The following is an 18,369-nucleotide window of genomic DNA, read 5'->3' as shown; positions in this document are numbered from 1 at the left end:
TACTAACTCAAATAACGGTAAGCGAGGATTTGCCATGTCGACCGGACCGAATCGCATTCTCGATGAATTCGCCAAGCTGATGACCGATGCCGCTGGGGCCGCCCAAGGCGTGCGCCGTGAGGTCGAGACCGCCTTCAAGGGTCAGGCCGAGCGCATCCTCAACACCATGGACGTGGTGCAGCGCGAAGAGTTCGAAGCGGCGCGCGAGATGGCGGCCAAGGCGCGGGAAGAAAACACCCGCCTTGCCGAGCGTATCGAGGCGCTCGAGGCGAAGCTTGCCGAATTGTCCGGACAGGCCGCACCAGCGGCGGCGGCAAAGCCCCGCGCAAAAAAATAATCATTAAACTTTTCCACATAGCCCGATCCTGAAAAGCGCTTTGCCGTGAATCGCTTAACGGCGTTGCATGAATCTTTGTGACAGCGGCTTTCCACATGCGAATGACGCAGTGCGAAAAATTGGGCTGTTCACGCGACTCCCGATCAATAGACTGAATTTGTTGCATGATTCGGAGCAGGGTCATGTGGCCGGGCGGTGGGGTCCGGTCTGGGGGTCTTTGCGTCGAGAAGTCCTGGCCGTCCGAGTTCTAGACAAGATTGTTCGTTGTGTGTGCCCTCCCGCGGAGCGTGTGGCGGCGCTCCTCAGAACGACAGGAAGCATTCCATGGAACTTCTCGAACTCGAATTCTCCCGCGAAATCCATCCGGTGGATGTTATCGAGCAGGTGGCCCACAACAACGACTGGTCCTTTGAGCGGGCCGGCGATGACGAGATTTCGATCTCGGTTGCCGGCAGCTGGACCGACTATCACGTCTCCTTCTCGTGGATGGAGGATTTCGAGGCGCTGCACCTGGCCTGCGCCTTCGACATCAAGGTGCCGGAGGCCCGTGCACTGGAAGTGATGCGGCTGCTGTCGCTCATCAACGAACAGATGCTGTTCGGCCATTTCGACCTCTGGGAGCAGGAAGGCGCGATCATGTTCCGCCAGTCGCTGCTCCTGGCCGGCGGTGTCGAGCCGTCGAGCCAGCAGGTCGAAGTGCTGCTGTCTTCGGCGCTGGAAGCCTGCGAATGCTATTTCCAGGCCTTCCAGTTCGTCGTCTGGTCGGGAACCTCGGCCAAGGACGCGCTGGCCGGCGTGCTGTTCGAGACCTACGGCAACGCTTAGATCATGCTCTAGAGCGACGGCAACGCAGACAAGACAGAGATGAGTTCGAGCAGCGAGCGCAAGTCCGAGATCAGTTTTGCCGACTTCGATCGTGTCGACGTCCGCGCCGGCACGATCGTCGAGGCCGAGCCGTTTCCCGAAGCGCGCAAGCCGGCATTCAAGCTGAAGATCGATTTCGGCGCCGACATCGGCATCAAGAAATCCTCGGCCCAGATCACCAAATACTATACGCCAGAGACGCTGATCGGCCGGCAGGTGTTCGCGGTGGTCAATTTCCCGCCACGCCAGATCGGCCCGTTCATGTCGGAAGTGCTGACGCTCGGCTTTCCCGACGAGGAGGGTGCCGTGGTGCTCGGCGCGATCGAGCGCAGGGTGCCGGATGGCGGGCGGCTCTTTTAGGACGTGCTGATATTCAGGTGAGGCCGGCTTGCGAACGGCGGTCTCCAGCGCTTCCGGTGCTCACGCACCCAAACGGGTCTCGGAGCCCGCCATTCTCAGCTTGGCCTGATCTGAATCTCGACACATCCTGAGGCCACGATACTTCTCAGGCAGCCAGTTTCCGCGGCATGCCCAGCGCTTCCTCGACCGTGTCGAGAAACAGTTCGGCGCAGGCTTTCCAGCTGTAGCGCATGGCGCGTTCGCGCGCCTGGGCGCGGTCGACGTTGAGGGCGGCGAGCGCTGCCTCGCGCAGGTCGGTCGACACCGCGCCGCCAAAACCGTCGCCGACGATGTCGATCGGACCGGTCACCGGATAGGCGGCGACAGGAGTGCCGCTGGCCAGCGCCTCGATGATGACATTGCCGAACGTGTCGGTGCGGCTGGGGAAGACGAAGACGTCGGCCGAGGCGTAGATCTCTGCCAGTTCGTCATTGGGACGATGGCCGAGGAAATGCGCTTGCGGGTATTTCGCCTTCAGCTTGGCCAGTTCCGGACCCTCGCCGACGATCACCTTGCTGCCGGGAAGATCGAGGTCGAGAAAGGCCGAGAGGTTCTTTTCGATGGCGACGCGGCCGACGCAGAGGAAGATCGGACCGGGAAAGCCGAGATCCTTCTTCTTGTCCGGCCGGAAATGGTCGGTGTCGACGCCACGTGTCCAGGGGCGCAGCTTGTTGAAGCCACGCGAGGCTAGATCGTCGGCGAGCGACTGCGTGGCGACCAGCGTGCCCTGGCCGGAATTGTGGAAATCGCGCAGCCAGCGATAGGCCCAGCTTTCAGGCACCGGCAGGCGGGCGCTCAGATATTCGGGAAAGCGGGTGTGATAGCTGGTGGTGAACGGCCGGCCGGCATTGCGGCAATAGCGCCGCGCCATGATGCCAAGCGGTCCCTCGGTGACGATGTGGATGTGGTCCGCCTTGCCGGCTTCGATCAGGCGCGCAACATGGCCGGGCGTGGTCAGCGCCAGCCGGATGTCGGGGTAGGTCGGCAAGGGCAGCGTGCGAAAGATGTTGGGTGTCAGGAAATCCACCGCGACATCGAAGGATTTCAGCGTCTCGGTCAGCCGTTCCAGCGTGTGGACGACGCCATTGACCTGTGGGCGCCAGGCGTCGGTGACCATCAATATGCGCATGGCGGCCCTTTGCTCGAAAGGTCGACGGTTGCCTTGAGACGATGCCGGAACGGCGACCAGCCTTCGGCTCTCGCTTCGCTCCAGCGCACCCGGGCGGGCACGGGATCGAAGTGAGGCGGCAAGGCCGAATCAATTGAGGTCGCACGCTTCATGCGCGCTCTTCACCATGGTTTCATGACGGGCGGATGAAGCAGTCGTTGAGCTAAGCATGATATCTCGATAAACAGTTTCCGTTTGTCTGAGAAAACCGGTTTCCACTTTTCGGAATCATGCTCTGATCAGGCCGGAACCTTGATGACGGCGCGCAGGCCGCCGAGCGGGCTGTCGTCGAGAGTGATGTCGCCGCCATGGCTGCGTGCGATATCGCGGGCAATCGACAGGCCGAGCCCCGTGCCGCTGGCATCGAGGTTGCGAGCTTCGTCGAGCCGCACGAAGGGCTTGAAGACGTCTTCGCGCCTGTCGAGCGGGATACCAGGGCCATCGTCGTCGATGGTGACCAGCAGCGAGCCGCGGCCATGGTTGGCGTTGACCTCCACCGTCCTGGCATAGCGGAAGGCGTTGCCGATGACGTTGGACAGCAGCCGGGCAAAGGCGTTCGGCCGCACATGCACATCACGGTCGCCAACAAGCGTCGTCGACAGCTTGCGCTTGCGCAATCCGGCTTCCTCGTCAAGCTTCTGGAAATAGGCCTCGAGATCGAACCGCCCGGCATCCTCGGAAGCCTCGCCACGGGCAAAGGCGAGGTAGCCTTCGAGCATCGACTGCATATCGTCGATGTCCTGGTCGAGCGCCGCCTTGGTCTCGGCCTTGCCGCCGGCCAGCGCCAGTTGCAGCTTGAAGCGGGTGAGAATGGTTCGCAGGTCATGGCTGACCCCGGTCAGCATGGCGGTGCGTTGCTCGATTTGGCGTTCGATGCGCTCGCGCATCTGGATGAAGGCAAAGCCGGCGCGGCGAACCTCCTCGGCGCCGCGCGGCCGGAAATCGCGCGGCATCGGCCGGCCCTTGCCGAAGCTTTCGGCCGCCTCGGCGAGCGTCAGGATGGGCCGGATCTGGTTGCGCAGGAAGGGGATGGCGATCATCAACAGCACCAGCGAGGTGCCGACCATCCAGATCAAGAAGATGTGGGTGTTCGAGGCATAGGCCTGGCTGCGGCGCACGAAGACGCGCAGCACCTTGCCCTCAAGCTGGACGCGCACCTCGACGATGTTGGAATTGCCGACCGTGTCGATCCAGAACGGGCGGTTGATCTGGCGGGTGATTTCGGCCGAAAGAACATCGTCGAGGATCGAGAAGAAGGGCTTGGGCCCGGGTGCGGGCAGCGGGTCGGGCGGCAAGAGGTCGACCTTCAACTGCATGCGGTCCTGGGCGATCCGGATGATGTTGGCGTAGTCGGCGTCGTGCGGATAGGTTTCGATCATGTCGATGATGGCGGCGATGTCGCGTACGGTGGCCTGCGACAGACGCTGCGTCACGGTTGCCCAATGGCGTTCCATGAAGACGAAGGCGACGACCGATTGCAGCAGGATCATCGGCGCGATGACGATGATCAGCGAGCGGGCATAGAGCCGCTTCGGCATATACAGCGAAACGAGGCGCCAGAACCGGTTCCAGGCACGCGGCACCGCCTTGAGCGTGCGCGCGGCGCGTGCGCTCAAGCCGTTATTGCCCGGCTGTTGCAGTTCCGTGGTTGCCATTCGCTCTTTTCGTTTGCCCGCAACCGTTCGACCGGCCGCAGGCGGCATTCTATTCCACGCTGAGCCGTTCTGGAACAGCCGTGGTAATTCAAGTGGTTAGGTTGTCAAATCGCGGGTTCTTTGTCATTGATAACATTGGTTTTATTCCCAAATTGTCAAACTTGTTGGTCTCCCGTGGAGAGCACTCTGCGGCCCATTTGCCGAAGAAATTTTGGATGCCGAAGCTCATATAGGCCATTACCTCGAACTCAAAGGACTGAGGCGCATTTCGGGACGGTTTCCTTTCGACAGCACGTGCGTGCAAGCGCGGATCTGAGACGCGGACGATCATAGAGTGCGATCGGCGAGCGAGAGCCAGCTACGAGCGAAAGCAGACTAGGTGATTGGCCGCTTTGCGCCGCATGTCGGCCATTGCGGTGCAGTTTGGCTCCGCCCGAAAGCGGACTTAGGATTGGGCCACCCCGGTCGTTGACTCGAGGCAGATTAGGTTGGCCATAAGAAAGCGCAAGCGCGGGGACTAGTTTTTCAACTTCCGGTCCCGTTACTGGATTTGGAAACCGTGAGCCAACGGATCGCGGTCGTCGACGAAGATCGTATTGTGGCCGATGATCCGCGCCCAGCCGCCGACACTGGGCTTGATGCCTTTGAAAAGCCCTACGTCGGTCTCGGCCTCGACACGGCCCTCGAACACCGTGCCGATCAGGCTTTCCTGGCGGAAGCTGTCGCCGACCTTCAGTCGTCCCTTACCGTCGAGTTGCGCCATGCGGGCCGACGTCCCGGTGCCGCCCGGCGATCGGTCGATCGCCTTGTCGCCGTAAAACACCGCTCCGCGGCCGTCGGCGTTGCTGCTTGAGGGCCCGTCGCACCAGATGGCTTGGTCCACGCCGCGTATCCTTTCGTCTTCGGGATGGACTGGATCGCAGACAGGTTTGAGCGCTTCGCGCAGATCGCGGCTGAGGTCGACGATGTCGCTTGCCGACATGCCGTCGAGGCCCGGCCATGACTCCTGCGGCTCGACGACGGCGTAATAGTTGCCGCCATAGGCGATGTCGACGACGAGCCGGCCGAGATCGGGTACATCGACGGCGACGTCCGCGGCATGCAGATAGCTGGCAACGTTGAACATCCGCACGGAGTCCACGAACTCGCCGGGCTTTTCGTATTCGATATCAACCCTGCCAGCCGGAGTTTCGATCGACAGCCTGCCGGGAATCCGAGGCGTTACCAGGCCTTCCTCGATCGCCGCAGTCACGAGGCCCATCGTGCCGGCGCCGCACATCGGCAGACAACCGCTGACTTCGATGAAGATTACCGCGAGATCACAGTCCTCACGGTATGCCGGATAGATGATCGCGCCCGACATGATGTCGTGCCCGCGCGGCTCGAACATCAGCGCCTGCCGGATCCAGTCATGATTGCGTACGAAGAGATCACGTCGCTCGGCGATCGGGATATGAGGTAGCAGGGGACCGCCTCCGGCGACCAGGCGCACCGGGTTGCCGCAGGTGTGGGAATCAATGCAGAAGAAACTGCGGCGCATGGTATTTCCTTTGCGGTTCAGGCGGGCTTCGCCGCGCCTGGCGCCTGGCTGTGCTGCAGCACGCCCCTGGAGACTCTGTCGAGGAGGATGGCAACGGCGACGATCGACAGTCCAGCCCTGAGACCGAGGCCCATTTCCATCCGCGTCAATCCCCGCGTCACCTCGGCTCCGAGACCTCCAGCCCCGACGAGCCCGGCCAGGACGACCATGGCAAGCGACAGCAGGATGCACTGGTTCAGACCGACCAGGAGTGTCGGGGTGGCCGAGGGAATCTCGATCTTGAACAGGATCGACCGCGGCGAGGCGCCGGTGGCCTGCCCGAGCTCCAGCAGGTCTTTCGGCACCTGGTTGAAGGCGAGCGTTGTCAGGCGCAGCATCGGCGGTATGCCGTAGACGATCGTGGCGATGATCGCCGGAACGCGGCCGAGGCTGAAGATCATCACGGCGGGAATGAGATAGACCCATGGCGGCACTGTCTGCATGATGTCCAGAACGGGTCGGATCGCGGCCTCGAACTTGCGGTAGCGTGATGCTAGAACGCCAAGCGGGAAGGCGACCGCCACGGAAATGATCACCGCCACCGTCACCAGCGCCAGCGTCTGCATCGACGCGGTCCAGAAACCCGCGAGCAGGCAGAACGTGAGCGCGATGGCCGTCACCACCGAGACTCTGACGCCGACGAAGAACGCAGCGAGAAGGACAGCCACGACGATCGTCGCGTAGGGCGGCGGGTAAAGCAGGGCGGTTTCGATGGCGCCCAGCACCGCCTCGATCAGCTTGGTCACGGCGTCGAAGAACGGATGGAAGTTCTTGTTCAGCCAATCAACGGCAGGGGCGAGGTAAGCGCCCGGCGAAAACTGGAGCAGATCAGGATTCATCATGCGTCTCCCTTGGCGCGGCGCGCCACGCTCTGCGTGAGCCTGTCGAGCACCATGGTCAGGATGACGATCGCGATAGCGGCGTTGATCGACGTGGCGATGTCGAGCGTGCGCACCGCCGAATAGATCGTCTCTCCCAGGCCGCCAGACCCGACGATACCTGCAATGACAACCATGCCGAATGCCATCATCAGGCATTGGTTGATCCCGGCCATGATGCTTGGGATGGCGAAAGGGAGCCTGATCTTGATAAACATCTGCCAGGGTGTCAGGCCGCTTGCCTGGCCAAGCTCTATGAATTCGTGCGGCGTCATCCTGATGCCCAGAGAGGTGAGCCGGATGGCGGGAGGCATCGCGACGATGAAGGTTGCGACGAGTGCTGTCGCAGCCCCGTAGCCGAGCAGCGCGATCGCCGGAAGAAGATAGATGTAGGGCGGCATGGTCTGGATCAGGTCGAGTATCGGCTCGAGAAAGCGGTCAAACGCCCTGACGAAGCCAGCCACGATTCCAATGGGGATGCCGAAAAGAAGAGCGAGGATCGTGGCAGTGATCACCAGGGCCAATGTGCTCATGGTTTCGCTCCAAAGCCCCATGACCGCGCAGAAGATCATAGCAAGCCCCGCCAGGATGCCCGCGAAGGCGTTGATCAAGCGCCATCCAAGCAGGGCTGCAATGATCGCGATCACGTAAAACGGTGCGAGCTGAAGAAGCCAGAGGACGCCGTCATAGGTGCCTTCGAGCACGGCCCTGACAGAGTCAAACAGCCACTCGCCGTTGTCGCTGATCCAGCCAAGTGCATTGTCCGTCCAGCTGTCAAAAGTATCCGTGATGGTCGAGATGTCCATTTCGCTTCTCCCGAGCCTAGGCGGCGGTTGGCGTGCCGGCGACGCCCCGGAGCAAGCCACGAATGGTCACGACACCGATGACGGCTCCGTTCTCGACGACCGATATCGCGTCGCGATCGGACTGCATGGTGAGATCGATGAGCGCGGCGATATCGGCCTCTGGCGAGGTGCGAAGAAGCGCGTTCACATCACACTGCGGCTGCGAGCTCTTGAACTCTGCCACGGGTCGCATGACGGAGTGTGCCTTGACCAGGTGGATCCTGGATATTCCCGCTACGAAATCTGAGACGTAGTCGTCGGCGGGCCTGGTTACGATCTCCTCCGCCGTTCCGACCTGGACAATGACACCGTCCTTCATGATGGCGATGCGGTCGCCGATGCGGATGGCTTCCTCAAGATCATGGGTGATGAAAACGGCGGACTTGCCCAGCGACTTCGTCAGCTGTCGGAATTCGTCCTGCAACTGGCGCCGGATGAGCGGATCGAGGGCGCTGAACGGCTCGTCCATGAGGATGATCTCCGGGTCTGCCGCCAACGCCCGGGCGAGACCGACACGCTGCTGCATGCCGCCGGACAGTTCTTTCGGATAGCGCGAGGTCCAGTCGCCAAGTCCAACTTTTTCGAGGGCCGCGCGGGCGGTCCTGTTGCGGTCGTCTTTCGCGACGCCGCGTACCTCGAGACCGAAGCCGGCGTTCTCGAGAACCGTCCGGTTGGGGAGAAGCGCCACGCTTTGAAACACCATGCCGATGTTGCGGGAGCGCATTTCGCGCAGCTCCGCCGGATTGAGCTTCGCGATCTCCTTTCCTTTTACCGTGATCTTGCCCAGGCTTGGTTCGATCAGGCGGTTGAGGAGGCGGATCAGCGTCGACTTGCCGCTCCCCGACAGCCCCATGATGCAGAAGATCTCGCCGCGGCGGACCTGCAGGCTGGCGTCGGAGACGCCGACCACGCAGTCGAAGTCCTGCAGTACCTGTTTCTTGGACAGTCCATGTTCGGAGATGGCCTTGACCGCCGCCTGGGCGCGCGCGCCGAAGATCTTCCATACCGACTGGCAGTCGACCAGCACTTCGCTGGAGTCGTTCATCGCAGTGTTCATCGCGTTCCCCACGGGCCGGTTTGGCGGCGGCCTTATGTTTTCGTTGCTCCGGGACGGGCCGCCGATGTCGGCGACCCGCCGTTTCGACGACTACTGGGTCTTGATGTTCTCCCAGCGCTTCAGGAGGTCGGCATGGCTGTCGGTCCAGGCCTTGATGGCCTCGTCCATGGTCTTGCCCTCGTTGACGGCGGAGTTGATCGCAGTGATGTCGGCAAGCGGCACATAGACGCTGGCGATCACTTCGCGTGCATGCGGATTGTCAGCGGAGAAGCCCTTCTTGCCGATCCAGTAATAGCTCTGCGGCGGCGGGAAGATCGCCTTCGGGTCCTTGAGGAACTTGACGTCATATTTCTGCATCATCCAGGAGGGCTCCCAGATGGTGACGGCGATCCATTCCTTGCGGTCGACGGCCGACTTGAGCGCGGCGGTCATGGCTGCGGTGCTGCCCTCAACGAGCTGCAGTTTCAGGTCGTATGCCTTCACCGAGTTTGCCGTATCGCGCATGAGACCCGAACCAGGCTCGATGCCGACGATCTTGCCGCCGAACTTGTCGGCGTTGTCGTTCAGCTGGTCCATGGAGTCGATGGTCACGTATTTCGGCACCGCGACGCCCTGGAACAGGCCATGCGAAACCGGCGAGATCTTCTCCAGCTTCTTCTTGTTCTTGTCCCAGTAGTCCTGGGCGACGTAGTCCGTCTGCGAGGCAAGGATCTGGATGTCGCCCTTGGTCAGCGCGGCGTAGGCAATGCCCCACTCGGAAAAGTCCACCACCTTCACGGTGTAGCCGGAATCTTCGAGCACCTTCTTGGTAATGCCGGTGATGGGGGTGAGGTCCTCCCAGGACATCGTGCCCACGGTAATGGTCTTCTCCTCCGCCTGAGCGGACAGCATGGTCATACCGACCATCGCGGCAGCGCAGACCGCTTTCCACAACGTCTTCATTCTACTCTCCTTATTGTTGTTCCCATTCTCATTTGAAGACTTTGCAGTCGGGCTCAGTCCTCATATTGCGCGGCGAGGGCTCATCCCTCGCGGCCTGCACGCAATTCCTGCAATCGGATCACGGTGTTGACGCCGAGCCATGCGAGCGGCTCCGGGGGGAGCCTCGCGGGTTCCGGCTGATCCGAGAATTCGTCGAGCATGTCCGAGCGGGTATCTGTCGCCAGATCGGCAGCCATGACGCCCGCGAGCGTGCTTTTCACGGTCCCGAGGCCGTTCTCGCAGCACGCCGAGTAGAGGCCCTTTTCGATTTCGCCGAAGGCGGGCACATGGTTGCGGCTGAGGCAAAGCCGTCCGGCCCAGACGTGCTCGAACGCCACGTCCCTGAGGGCGGGAAACCTGGCGTCCAGCGAAGTCCGCTGCTCGGCGGCGATCCCGGCCAGGCGCTTCTCACCGACCTGGACGGCCCAGTCGTAAGTGAACCGGGTCCGGATCACGATCCGCGAGCTTCCATCGGAGCTAATCTTCCTGACGGTCGCGCCCATTGGATCGGCCGGAAGCAACGCCCACCTGTCCTTGCCCGTCGATCTTTCGGTGAAGGGCGCGGTCATCGATGCGTAAGTGAAGATGTGCATCAAGCGGCCGCGGAAATGACCGAAGTCCTCGATGTGGCCGTTGACGCCGAGGATGGCTTTCGGCGCGGTGATGCTGCCTCGATGCGATATGGCCTTCCACGCCCCGCCGACACGCTCAAGTCTGAGCACCGGCGAGTGCTCGAATATGTCGACCTTCGATGCCAGCCCGGCGGCAAAGCCGCGAATGTAGTCGGCGGGCTGGATCATCACCGCGCCTGGCGTGTAGAGACCTCCCAGATAGTAGGACGATCCGGTGATCTCCCTCATCTCAGCCGCATCCACAAAGCGGTGCTCCTCGCCGATGCTAGCGAGCGAGCGGCCATAATTTGCGTTGAGTTTTATCCCGCGCTCCGTCGCGGCAGCATTGATCTTGCCCGACGGATCGAAGGTCCACACCGACATGTCGTACTCGGCCGCAGCGTCGGCGGCGAAGGAGATCGCAAAACGGTTCTGGGCGATCTCCCTCTTTGTCGCGGCCTCGTCGGCGACGGAATACTCGCCCGACGAGATATTGTGCGGGACGTCGATCATGTAGCCGGAGTTCCGGCCCGCGGTGCCCTTGGCGATCTCTCCCGCATCCAGAAGGACTATCCTGTCGCCGGGCCGCAGCTGAGACAGCCGCCGCGCCGTGGAGAGGCCGGCGAAGCCTGCACCGATGATCAGCCAGTCGGCGGACACATCGCCGTCGAGCGTCCGGACGGGGAAGCAGCGTCTGCTGAGCGCCTCCCAGCCCGAGGTTCCGGATTCCGCCGGAAGCCGCTTGACGACGATTTCGTTCATCTGACGGTCTCGTCGACCGAACGATCCGAGACGTCGATCCAGACCGTCTTCAATTCGCAGTAGTTGTCATGCGCGAAGACCGACTTGTCGCGGCCGCCGAAGCCGGACTCCTTGTAGCCGCCGAACGGCGTCGTCGCGTCGCCCTCGCCAAAGCAATTCACGGTGACGACGCCGGCCCGGATTTCGCGCGCAAGCTTGATCGCCTTGCGCAGGCTGCCGGTGTAGACGGACGCGGTCAGGCCATATTTCGTGTCATTGGCGAGCGCCACGGCTTCGGCAAGCGAATTGAACGTCGTGACCGAAAGGATCGGTCCGAAAATCTCCTCCCGAAACAGGCGGCTTGCGGGCGTAACTCCGTCGACGACGGTCGGCTCGATATAGATGCCCTTGTGCGTGGCCCCGCCATGGGCGATGGCGAGCTTTTCGCCCTTCGCGTCGGCGAGGAAGGATTTCACCTTCTCGAAATGGGACTTGCTGACGAGCGCGCCGATGCGATTTTCCGGATCGAGCGGATCGCCCGTCTTCCATTCGCGCATGTAGGCGCCGATCCGCTGCAGCAACTCGTCCTTGATGCTGGCGTGGACGATGAGCCGTGACGTTGCCGAGCAGTTCTCGCCCATGTTCCAGAACGCGCCGTTGACCACCTGTTCGGCGACGAGGTCGAGATCTTCGGCATCCTCCAGAACCACCGCCGGGTTCTTGCCCCCGCATTCGAGGACGACGCGCTTGAGATTGGAGTCCGCTGCGTAGTGCAGGAAACGGCGACCTGTCGGCGTCGATCCGGTGAATGCCACCATGTCGACGTCCATGTGCATGCCGATCGGTTCGCCGACCTCCTTGCCGCCGCCCGTTACAACATTGAAGACGCCCGCCGGAATACCTGCATCATGTGCCAGCTCGGCGACACGGAGCGTGGTCAGCGTCGTCTCTTGGGCGGGTTTCACAATCACCGAGCATCCCGCGGCAAGCGCCGGACCGATTTTCCAGGCCAGCATCAGCAGCGGAAAATTCCACGGCAGGACGCAGCCGACGACGCCGACCGGCTCGCGCACGACCATGGTCAGCGCGTTCGAACCCGCGGGAGCGACGTTGTCATAGAGCTTGTCGATCAGTTCGGCATGCCAACGGATGGTATGGATCGTATCTGGAACATCCACGGTCTGGCATTCGCGGACCGGCTTGCCGCTGTCGAGGCTCTCCATGACCGCAAGCTCGTGGCGGTTGTCCTCCATGAGCTTGGCGAACTTGATCAGCACGGCCTTGCGCTCGCCGGGCGAGCGGAGATGCCAGCGTCCGTCGTCGAAGGCTTGCCTGGCCTTGGCCACGGCGAAATCAACATCGGCAGCATCGCACGCCGCGATCTCGGCAAGCGTCTCGCCCGTCGCTGGGTTGGTCGTCTTGAATGTCTTGCCCGAATTCGCCGGACGGAACGCCCCGTCAATGAAGGCATTGGTTGGAAATTGAAGGCCTGCGGCAATCGCCTTGTATTCGGCGGCGGTCAAAGGTTCATGCATGGTTTGCTCCCGACGTGATCTGGGCGACCGTGCGCTTCAAGGTGGCGACGACGGTCTGGAGACCCCGCTTTTCTTCCGAGTTGAGAGGGCGCAGCGGCGCCCGCACAGGGCCGGCCTTGAGGCCGATCAGCTCACAGCCATGCTTGATCGACTGCACGAACTTCCCGCATTCGAGGAAATCCATGAGCGGCAGCATCGCCGTCATGATGGCGCGGCCCTTGTCGAAATTCCTTTCGAGGACGCAGGCTTCGTAGAGAGCGACATGCTCGCGCGGCAGAAAATTGGAGCCGGCGCAGACCCAGCTCCTGGCACCCCATGCAAAGAATTCGAGAGCTTGGTCGTCCCAGCCGCAGGAGAGCGCGATATTGGGGAACTTCCGCGCCAGCAGATGGACGTTGCCCATCTCCCCGGAGCTCTCCTTGATGGCGACGACGTTGCGGGATTTGCCGACGCGGGAGAAATAGTCCTCTCGCATCGTCACGCCCATGCGGGCCGGATAGTTGTAGAGCATGATCGGAAGGTTCGCCGCACGGTCGACTGTGAGGGCGTGAACCGCATTCTCACGTTCGGTCGGCAGAGCGTATGGAGGCGACGACACGAGGATAGCGTCAGCGCCGATCTCCTTTGCCGCCTTGGCATATTCGACCGAGTCTTCGGTCCTGGTAGCGCCCGTTCCAATGATGAGCGGAAGCCGGGTGCCAATCACTTCCTTGGCATAGGCGGCGAGATCGAAGCGCTCCTGGGCGCTCTGCGCGTAGTATTCGCCCGTCGAACCGCCGACGATGATACCGTGCACCCCGGCTTCGATGAGTGACTCAAGGACTGCCCCGAAGCCGGAGCGATCAATTTGCCCATCGGGCTCAAGCGGCGTCACCGCGGGTGTGTAGATACCCTCGAATTTCAAGTCATTCCTCCGTCGATGGAGTGGCCGTTGCGAACGAATGCGCCTTTCAAGACGCGCGAGGCCGTCTGCGAACTTCTCACGCGAGAATTCTCAGTGCCCCGAACCCGTCGATCGCATTTGATGGCTTGGAAAATTGCACACGGTCGCGAGGGAGTCAATGGATTGTATTATCTGCGTACACAATTTTTATATTTTGATAACACACCGCCTGTTCGCGAAGGCGAGCGAGGGACCGCTTGGGTTCGGCTGAGTATGTCCGCGACTATCCGATTGATGGGCAGACGGCCCAAGTACACGGCGCTTTTCGAGCCCGTCTTGGACGGGCCTCTTAGGGGATTTGAGCAAAAAGGGGTGTGATCCCAACCTCGGAGGTTAGGTGCTAATCCTGATTTTCGCCCGGTCGCTTACCGCGATGCGGTCAAGAATCGCCAACGAGGGCATCCGCCTTTAATCCTTGGGGCGCGATAAACATCTCCATGTTTTCGCGCGACAGTTCCCAGTGCTCGAACACAAGGTCGACAACGGCGTCCTCTTCGTGAGCGCCGATAGCAGAGATGAAGCCGTCATGGTGTTCGACTGCTATCTGGAGCCGCTTGCGCATGTCAGCGTTGCGCGGGCGGAAGAAGGTGTGACCGATACGGGCGTGATCTATCAGCAGCCTGCCGAGACTTGGCTGAAGATAGGCATTGCCGGACATCTCGCCGATGATCTCGTGAAATCTGTTGTTCTCGAGCACCATGGAAAGGGCGTCGCTGGACATACTTGCCTTGCGGAAACGCTCCTGTGTGTCCTTCAGATCCGAAAGCTGCGAGGGCTTGAAATTCTGGACGGCCAATCGGCCGATGGCGGCGTAGATCATGGGCGCGACTAAGAAAAAATGCCGAAGTGTCGAATGGTTCATCGGGACAACCCGGGCTCCCCTGTTCGCGCGAATTTCGATGTATCCTTCGCCCTCCAATCTGCGGAAGATTTCCCTGACCGGGGTCCGCGACAGGCCGTAGCGCTCGCTTAGCGCCACCTCATCCAGATCCTCGTCGGGATCAAGTTCCATAGTCAGGATGCGACGCTTCAGATCGTCGTAGAGACTGCCCTTGCTGCCCTTCATTGCGCACCTTCGGAATGATTCTGATAGTCAGTGACATCTTGTACAGCAGGAAGAATCGCACGCGCTGGTATGCGAGTCAACGGATTGTATTTTCTTGGTACACAATATATAGACCGATCATCGGTGGCTCGACCGTCAGGAGGGAGACAGACGAATTCGTCCCACTGTCGATCGAGCAATGCCCAAGGACAGCCCGGGAAAATGGCTAAGAGCTTTGCGTTTCTCCTGGTTCGCGATTTCACTCTGTCGCCGCTCTCGCTCTTCATTGACACGCTGCGCCTGGCTGGCGATGAGGGCGACCGGAGCCGCAGGGTCGAATTCGACTGGCAGATCGTTGGCGAACGCGGCCTGCCGATCAGGGCGAGCTGCGGCGTCGAATTGCTTCCGACGAAGGAGATCGGCAATCCGGAGGACTTTGACAACGTCGTCGTGGTCGGCGGCTTGCTCGACACCAACCGTGCCCTCAGTTCAGAGAAAGAGGCATTCCTTTTGCGGGCCGCCGAGAAGGGAGTGCCTCTTACCGCGCTTTGCACGGGAAGTTTCGTGCTTGCCCGTTACGGCTTGCTGGATGGCTATAGCGCCGCCGTCAGCTGGTTCCACATCAAGGATTTTCGGACTGAGTTCCCTGACGTGAACGCGCATGCCGACAGTCTGTTTTCCGTCGACCGTGGCCGCTCGACTTGCGCCGGAGGCACGGGCGCGGCTGACCTTGCCGGCTATTTCGTGTCGCAATTCATCGGTCAGAAAGCAGCGGAAAAAGCCGCCAAGATCCTTGTCCTTGATCGCATTCGAAACATCAGGGACGTGCAGCCCGTCGGGGATCTGTTTCCCGAAGCGTCGAGCCGCGCGGTGAAGCGGGCCCTGCTGTTGATGGAAAGCAATCTCCAGGAGAAAGTCTCGATCACCGAGATCGCAGGCCGGTTGAATTGTTCCAGGCGCCAGCTTAAGCGTCTTTTCGGGACTGAATTGGGCGTCAGTCCGATGGCGGCGTATCTCGCGCTGCGCGTGCATTATGCGAAGTCGCTGCTGGAGGACAGCGACTTGCAGATAGGGGAAATCGCGTACCGATGCGGTTTCGAAAATGCCGGGCATTTCAGCCGGGTATTCCGTCAGCATACCGGTATGACACCTACCCACCTCAGGCATCCAACCCGATCCTCAGGCGGCTCTACCAATGCGTGACGTGAGTTCGTGCCGGATTGAGCTGCGCCAACGTCCGATTTCTGCTCGAGACGCCCGAAACCCGACATGCCGCTTCCGGCCAATTTCGGTCGTTCAAACATGGCCGCTTTGGCGCCAAACGAAATGCACACTCCTACGAGATAAGAGGCCATCAAATAACGGCTTGTCGATTTATACACACGGCCGATATTCATCCCGGCTCGCCGCTGCGTTCGTGGCGACGCGAAACTTCGATTTTTTGCCGAATTGGTCGGAGACGCCAGCAGCAGAGCGTTTGTCTCAATAGTCGATACCTGCCTTGAAGAGTGCTCGATGCGCTTGTCAGCGCTGGCGATCTTTATGACGGCGATGGACGTTGATGACGACGGCGCGCTTTCTGGCATTGCAGATCGGCCTGGCATCAGGGTTTTCAAGGTCCGCGGCAATCACGACGCGCTGTCGCGCGCTTTCTAGCCGACGGGCAGTCGAATGTCTCCAACGCGCTGTCAAATGGCGCCCGGTTCCAGTTCTACCTAGTCCTGCGATTTGCCGGGTACCACAAGTTTGCATACCCTCAATTCCATTCCTTGCCGATGACACAGTGGAAACCTTCGACCATATCCGGTCTGAGGAGGTCTTCCGATTGTTTGTCGAGATGGGAAGTGCCGGTCAGGTGATTTATCCGAGGCATCACCAGCCCCAATGCGAGATCGCTAAGGCCATTGTACTTAGCGTAACAATCCACCAGCCAGGATAACTGCTGCAGGTTGGTTAGGATTGAACTATCCGCACAGTAAGGTGGGTTCCATTATCGGATAGATATACTTTACATATATCCCGTCAGCGTCTCGCTATAAATAAATTATAACTTTGAGAAGCGAGATGAGTATGAATAACAAATCGGGTCGTCCAAATTCGAATACGGAAATTGCGAAATTCATAGATGGTCGCATAGATCATCTAAAAGGGAGGAAGAGCCAGAAAGACATCGCGGTCCAAGCTGGGTTCACCAATGTTAACGTCCTCTCAATGATGAAATCGGGCACTATTAAGATTCCGTTCGACCGCGTTCCCGGTCTCGCGAAAGCGCTGGAGTGCGACCCTGCGAGACTTTTCCTCCTGGCCCTCGAGCAATACTTTGAGAGCAGCGCGTTGGTCGCGATCAAGCAGATTTTAGGAACTGTAGTGAGTGAGAACGAGGTGTCTTGGATCGAAGTGCTTCGCAAAGCGTCCGACAACACTGATCCTCCCATAACCGCGAAGCGGGCAAAGATCTTGCGCGCGATATTCGGAAAGATCGGATCTTACCCGGGTCAATGACAGCTGCCGTGTGAGTAACCCAATGGTCGCAACGGTCGAACCTCGCCCACTGACGGTCGCTCCCACACGGTTGGTTGATGCTTCGGGAGAGGGGGATACGTGTCCGTGGCTATCGCATGCGAACAAATGCGAACCGTGGTGCCAATGATCACAGGTGCCACGGGCGAAACCCGATCACTGTGACCGATCGAGTTCGACCCTTTGTGGATCGTTCAGTCGCGGTCGTCGGACGAGGCGATCTGACCCGATGCGGACGATTGATCACTAGGAGCGTATCGTCCGCTTTGCTGCCAGAAGCTGTCACCGCTGCGGTAACCTGACTACATCATTTCCCTGGCATCTGGGTTAATATTGTGGCTGAGGGACCCGAATTCAGCCTTGGGAGGGCTGTGTGGACGTTGCCGCTTGGTTGCGAGGCCTCGGTCTCCAGCAATACGAGCAGGCATTTCGCGACAACGCGATCGACGCGGAAGTCCTGCCGGAACTGACCGATGCCGACCTCGAGAAGCTCGGTATGCTCCTCGGTCATCGCAAGCGATTCCGCAAGGCGGTAGTGGGGCCCGGGCCGTCGTCAAGCCATCCCGACGCGAACACCGACGACTTCGCGGCTCAGAGCCGCACCCGGGAGCTAAGCGCGGAGCGTCGACAGCTGACCGTCATGTTCGTGGATCTCGTCGGCTCGACGGCGCTGGCGACGCGTCTGGATCCCGAGGACCTGCGTGAGATCATCGGAGCGTATCACCGCTGTGTCGCCGATACGGTCGCCCACTTGGGCGGCTTTGTCGCCAAGTATATGGGCGACGGAGTTTTGGTGTATTTCGGCTACCCGCAGGCGCACGAGAACGCCGCCGAGCAGGCGGTGCGCGCTGGCCTTGCTCTCGTCGATGCCGTTAGGCGACTCCCAGGGCCCGAGCCATTGCGGGTTCGTATCGGCATCGGCACCGGACAGGTCGTCGTTGGCGATCTGATCACCGCCGGCGAAGGTCAAGAGCGCGGCGTCGTGGGCGAGACGCCGAACCTCGCCGCCCGCCTGCAAGCTCTTGCCGAACCCGGCGCAGTCGTGATCGGGCCGCAGACACGGCAGCTGGTCGGCAATCTTTTCGAATATCGCGATCTTGGCGCCGTCGAGGTGAAAGGCTTTCCGGAGCCGATCCATCCCTATCAAGTGTTTCGTGAGAGCGCTGTCGAAAGCCGGTTCGAGGCGCTGCATGGGACGGCGCCCACGCCGC

Annotated in this window: 17 protein-coding genes; 6 read left to right on the top strand and 11 right to left on the bottom strand. The window is 60.9% G+C overall.

Features of this window, described 5'->3' with window-relative positions; all coding sequences use genetic code 11:
- The first annotated feature begins 34 nt into the window (after window positions 1-34).
- The 3 genes from AC1DZU_RS25630 to AC1DZU_RS25620 all read left to right on the top strand — a co-directional run bounded on the left by AC1DZU_RS25630 (window position 35) and on the right by AC1DZU_RS25620 (window position 1,561).
- Window positions 35-337, top strand: a complete 303-nt coding sequence (locus tag AC1DZU_RS25630) for an accessory factor UbiK family protein (RefSeq protein ID WP_184874869.1) — start codon at window positions 35-37, stop codon at window positions 335-337.
- 324 nt (window positions 338-661) lie between these two features.
- Complete coding sequence (locus tag AC1DZU_RS25625) at window positions 662-1,162, top strand: type III secretion system chaperone family protein (RefSeq protein WP_006202532.1); 501 nt, start codon at window positions 662-664, stop codon at window positions 1,160-1,162.
- 39 nt (window positions 1,163-1,201) lie between these two features.
- A complete protein-coding gene (locus AC1DZU_RS25620; RefSeq protein ID WP_477289502.1) occupies window positions 1,202-1,561 on the top strand; it encodes a tRNA-binding protein in 360 nt (119 codons plus the stop codon).
- A gap of 145 nt (window positions 1,562-1,706) precedes the next feature.
- Here the strand turns inward: AC1DZU_RS25620 and AC1DZU_RS25615 are convergent, their stop codons facing one another.
- From AC1DZU_RS25615 to AC1DZU_RS25565, 11 genes are all read right to left on the bottom strand, one after another.
- On the bottom strand, window positions 1,707-2,729 hold the full coding sequence (locus AC1DZU_RS25615; protein ID WP_477289500.1) for a glycosyltransferase family 4 protein: 1,023 nt from the start codon (window positions 2,727-2,729) through the stop codon (window positions 1,707-1,709).
- Window positions 2,730-3,007: 278 nt separating this feature from the next.
- On the bottom strand, window positions 3,008-4,423 hold the full coding sequence (locus AC1DZU_RS25610; protein WP_095090872.1) for an ATP-binding protein: 1,416 nt from the start codon (window positions 4,421-4,423) through the stop codon (window positions 3,008-3,010).
- 541 nt (window positions 4,424-4,964) lie between these two features.
- Window positions 4,965-5,963 carry a 4-hydroxyproline epimerase gene (locus AC1DZU_RS25605; RefSeq protein ID WP_477289498.1) on the bottom strand — a complete coding sequence of 333 codons (999 nt, stop codon included), beginning with the start codon at window positions 5,961-5,963 and terminating at the stop codon, window positions 4,965-4,967.
- A gap of 17 nt (window positions 5,964-5,980) precedes the next feature.
- Window positions 5,981-6,841 carry an ABC transporter permease gene (locus AC1DZU_RS25600; RefSeq protein WP_477289496.1) on the bottom strand — a complete coding sequence of 287 codons (861 nt, stop codon included), beginning with the start codon at window positions 6,839-6,841 and terminating at the stop codon, window positions 5,981-5,983.
- On the bottom strand, window positions 6,841-7,686 hold the full coding sequence (locus AC1DZU_RS25595; RefSeq protein WP_477289494.1) for an ABC transporter permease: 846 nt from the start codon (window positions 7,684-7,686) through the stop codon (window positions 6,841-6,843). The genes AC1DZU_RS25600 and AC1DZU_RS25595 overlap by 1 nt, the downstream gene beginning before the upstream one ends.
- 16 nt (window positions 7,687-7,702) lie before the next feature.
- The gene (locus AC1DZU_RS25590; RefSeq protein ID WP_477289492.1) at window positions 7,703-8,782 is read right to left on the bottom strand and encodes a quaternary amine ABC transporter ATP-binding protein; all 1,080 of its coding nucleotides are present in this window, start codon (window positions 8,780-8,782) and stop codon (window positions 7,703-7,705) included.
- A gap of 90 nt (window positions 8,783-8,872) precedes the next feature.
- Window positions 8,873-9,724 (bottom strand): glycine betaine ABC transporter substrate-binding protein, encoded by an 852-nt coding sequence (locus AC1DZU_RS25585; protein WP_477289490.1) that lies wholly within the window; start codon window positions 9,722-9,724, stop codon window positions 8,873-8,875.
- 80 nt (window positions 9,725-9,804) lie between these two features.
- Window positions 9,805-11,136 carry an NAD(P)/FAD-dependent oxidoreductase gene (locus AC1DZU_RS25580; RefSeq protein ID WP_477289488.1) on the bottom strand — a complete coding sequence of 444 codons (1,332 nt, stop codon included), beginning with the start codon at window positions 11,134-11,136 and terminating at the stop codon, window positions 9,805-9,807.
- Window positions 11,133-12,650 carry an aldehyde dehydrogenase gene (locus tag AC1DZU_RS25575; protein ID WP_477289487.1) on the bottom strand — a complete coding sequence of 506 codons (1,518 nt, stop codon included), beginning with the start codon at window positions 12,648-12,650 and terminating at the stop codon, window positions 11,133-11,135. Before AC1DZU_RS25575 ends, AC1DZU_RS25580 begins: the two co-directional genes overlap by 4 nt.
- On the bottom strand, window positions 12,643-13,554 hold the full coding sequence (locus AC1DZU_RS25570; RefSeq protein ID WP_477289485.1) for a dihydrodipicolinate synthase family protein: 912 nt from the start codon (window positions 13,552-13,554) through the stop codon (window positions 12,643-12,645). The genes AC1DZU_RS25575 and AC1DZU_RS25570 overlap by 8 nt, the downstream gene beginning before the upstream one ends.
- A 418-nt stretch (window positions 13,555-13,972) precedes the next feature.
- Window positions 13,973-14,659: a GntR family transcriptional regulator gene (locus AC1DZU_RS25565; protein ID WP_477289483.1), complete on the bottom strand. Its 687-nt coding sequence runs from the start codon at window positions 14,657-14,659 to the stop codon at window positions 13,973-13,975.
- An 84-nt stretch (window positions 14,660-14,743) separates the two neighbouring features.
- Between AC1DZU_RS25565 and AC1DZU_RS25560 the strand changes: the two genes are divergently transcribed.
- From AC1DZU_RS25560 to AC1DZU_RS25550, 3 genes are all read left to right on the top strand, one after another.
- Window positions 14,744-15,841 carry a GlxA family transcriptional regulator gene (locus AC1DZU_RS25560; protein WP_477289481.1) on the top strand — a complete coding sequence of 366 codons (1,098 nt, stop codon included), beginning with the start codon at window positions 14,744-14,746 and terminating at the stop codon, window positions 15,839-15,841.
- An 867-nt stretch (window positions 15,842-16,708) separates the two neighbouring features.
- On the top strand, window positions 16,709-17,140 hold the full coding sequence (locus AC1DZU_RS25555; RefSeq protein WP_477289479.1) for an XRE family transcriptional regulator: 432 nt from the start codon (window positions 16,709-16,711) through the stop codon (window positions 17,138-17,140).
- Between the two features lie 391 nt (window positions 17,141-17,531).
- Window positions 17,532-18,369, top strand: an 838-nt coding sequence (locus AC1DZU_RS25550) for an adenylate/guanylate cyclase domain-containing protein (RefSeq protein ID WP_477289477.1), incomplete at its 3' end; no start/stop codon positions are given.

This window comes from Mesorhizobium sp. P2_A12 (assembly GCF_056405075.1).
The sequence above is the reverse complement of the archived record's forward strand: the minus strand, read 5'-3'. Positions and strand labels throughout refer to the sequence as shown.

Excerpts from the sequence above, each read along its gene's own strand:
- AC1DZU_RS25630 (WP_184874869.1), top strand. The coding sequence starts at position 35 with ATGTCGACCGGACCGAATCGCATTCTCGATGAATTCGCCAAGCTGATG.
- AC1DZU_RS25625 (WP_006202532.1), top strand. The coding sequence starts at position 662 with ATGGAACTTCTCGAACTCGAATTCTCCCGCGAAATCCATCCGGTGGAT.
- AC1DZU_RS25620 (WP_477289502.1), top strand. The coding sequence starts at position 1,202 with ATGAGTTCGAGCAGCGAGCGCAAGTCCGAGATCAGTTTTGCCGACTTC.
- AC1DZU_RS25615 (WP_477289500.1), bottom strand. The coding sequence starts at position 2,729 with ATGCGCATATTGATGGTCACCGACGCCTGGCGCCCACAGGTCAATGGC.
- AC1DZU_RS25610 (WP_095090872.1), bottom strand. The coding sequence starts at position 4,423 with ATGGCAACCACGGAACTGCAACAGCCGGGCAATAACGGCTTGAGCGCA.
- AC1DZU_RS25605 (WP_477289498.1), bottom strand. The coding sequence starts at position 5,963 with ATGCGCCGCAGTTTCTTCTGCATTGATTCCCACACCTGCGGCAACCCG.
- AC1DZU_RS25600 (WP_477289496.1), bottom strand. The coding sequence starts at position 6,841 with ATGAATCCTGATCTGCTCCAGTTTTCGCCGGGCGCTTACCTCGCCCCT.
- AC1DZU_RS25595 (WP_477289494.1), bottom strand. The coding sequence starts at position 7,686 with ATGGACATCTCGACCATCACGGATACTTTTGACAGCTGGACGGACAAT.
- AC1DZU_RS25590 (WP_477289492.1), bottom strand. The coding sequence starts at position 8,782 with ATGAACACTGCGATGAACGACTCCAGCGAAGTGCTGGTCGACTGCCAG.
- AC1DZU_RS25585 (WP_477289490.1), bottom strand. The coding sequence starts at position 9,724 with ATGAAGACGTTGTGGAAAGCGGTCTGCGCTGCCGCGATGGTCGGTATG.
- AC1DZU_RS25580 (WP_477289488.1), bottom strand. The coding sequence starts at position 11,136 with ATGAACGAAATCGTCGTCAAGCGGCTTCCGGCGGAATCCGGAACCTCG.
- AC1DZU_RS25575 (WP_477289487.1), bottom strand. The coding sequence starts at position 12,650 with ATGCATGAACCTTTGACCGCCGCCGAATACAAGGCGATTGCCGCAGGC.
- AC1DZU_RS25565 (WP_477289483.1), bottom strand. The coding sequence starts at position 14,659 with ATGAAGGGCAGCAAGGGCAGTCTCTACGACGATCTGAAGCGTCGCATC.
- AC1DZU_RS25555 (WP_477289479.1), top strand. The coding sequence starts at position 16,709 with ATGAATAACAAATCGGGTCGTCCAAATTCGAATACGGAAATTGCGAAA.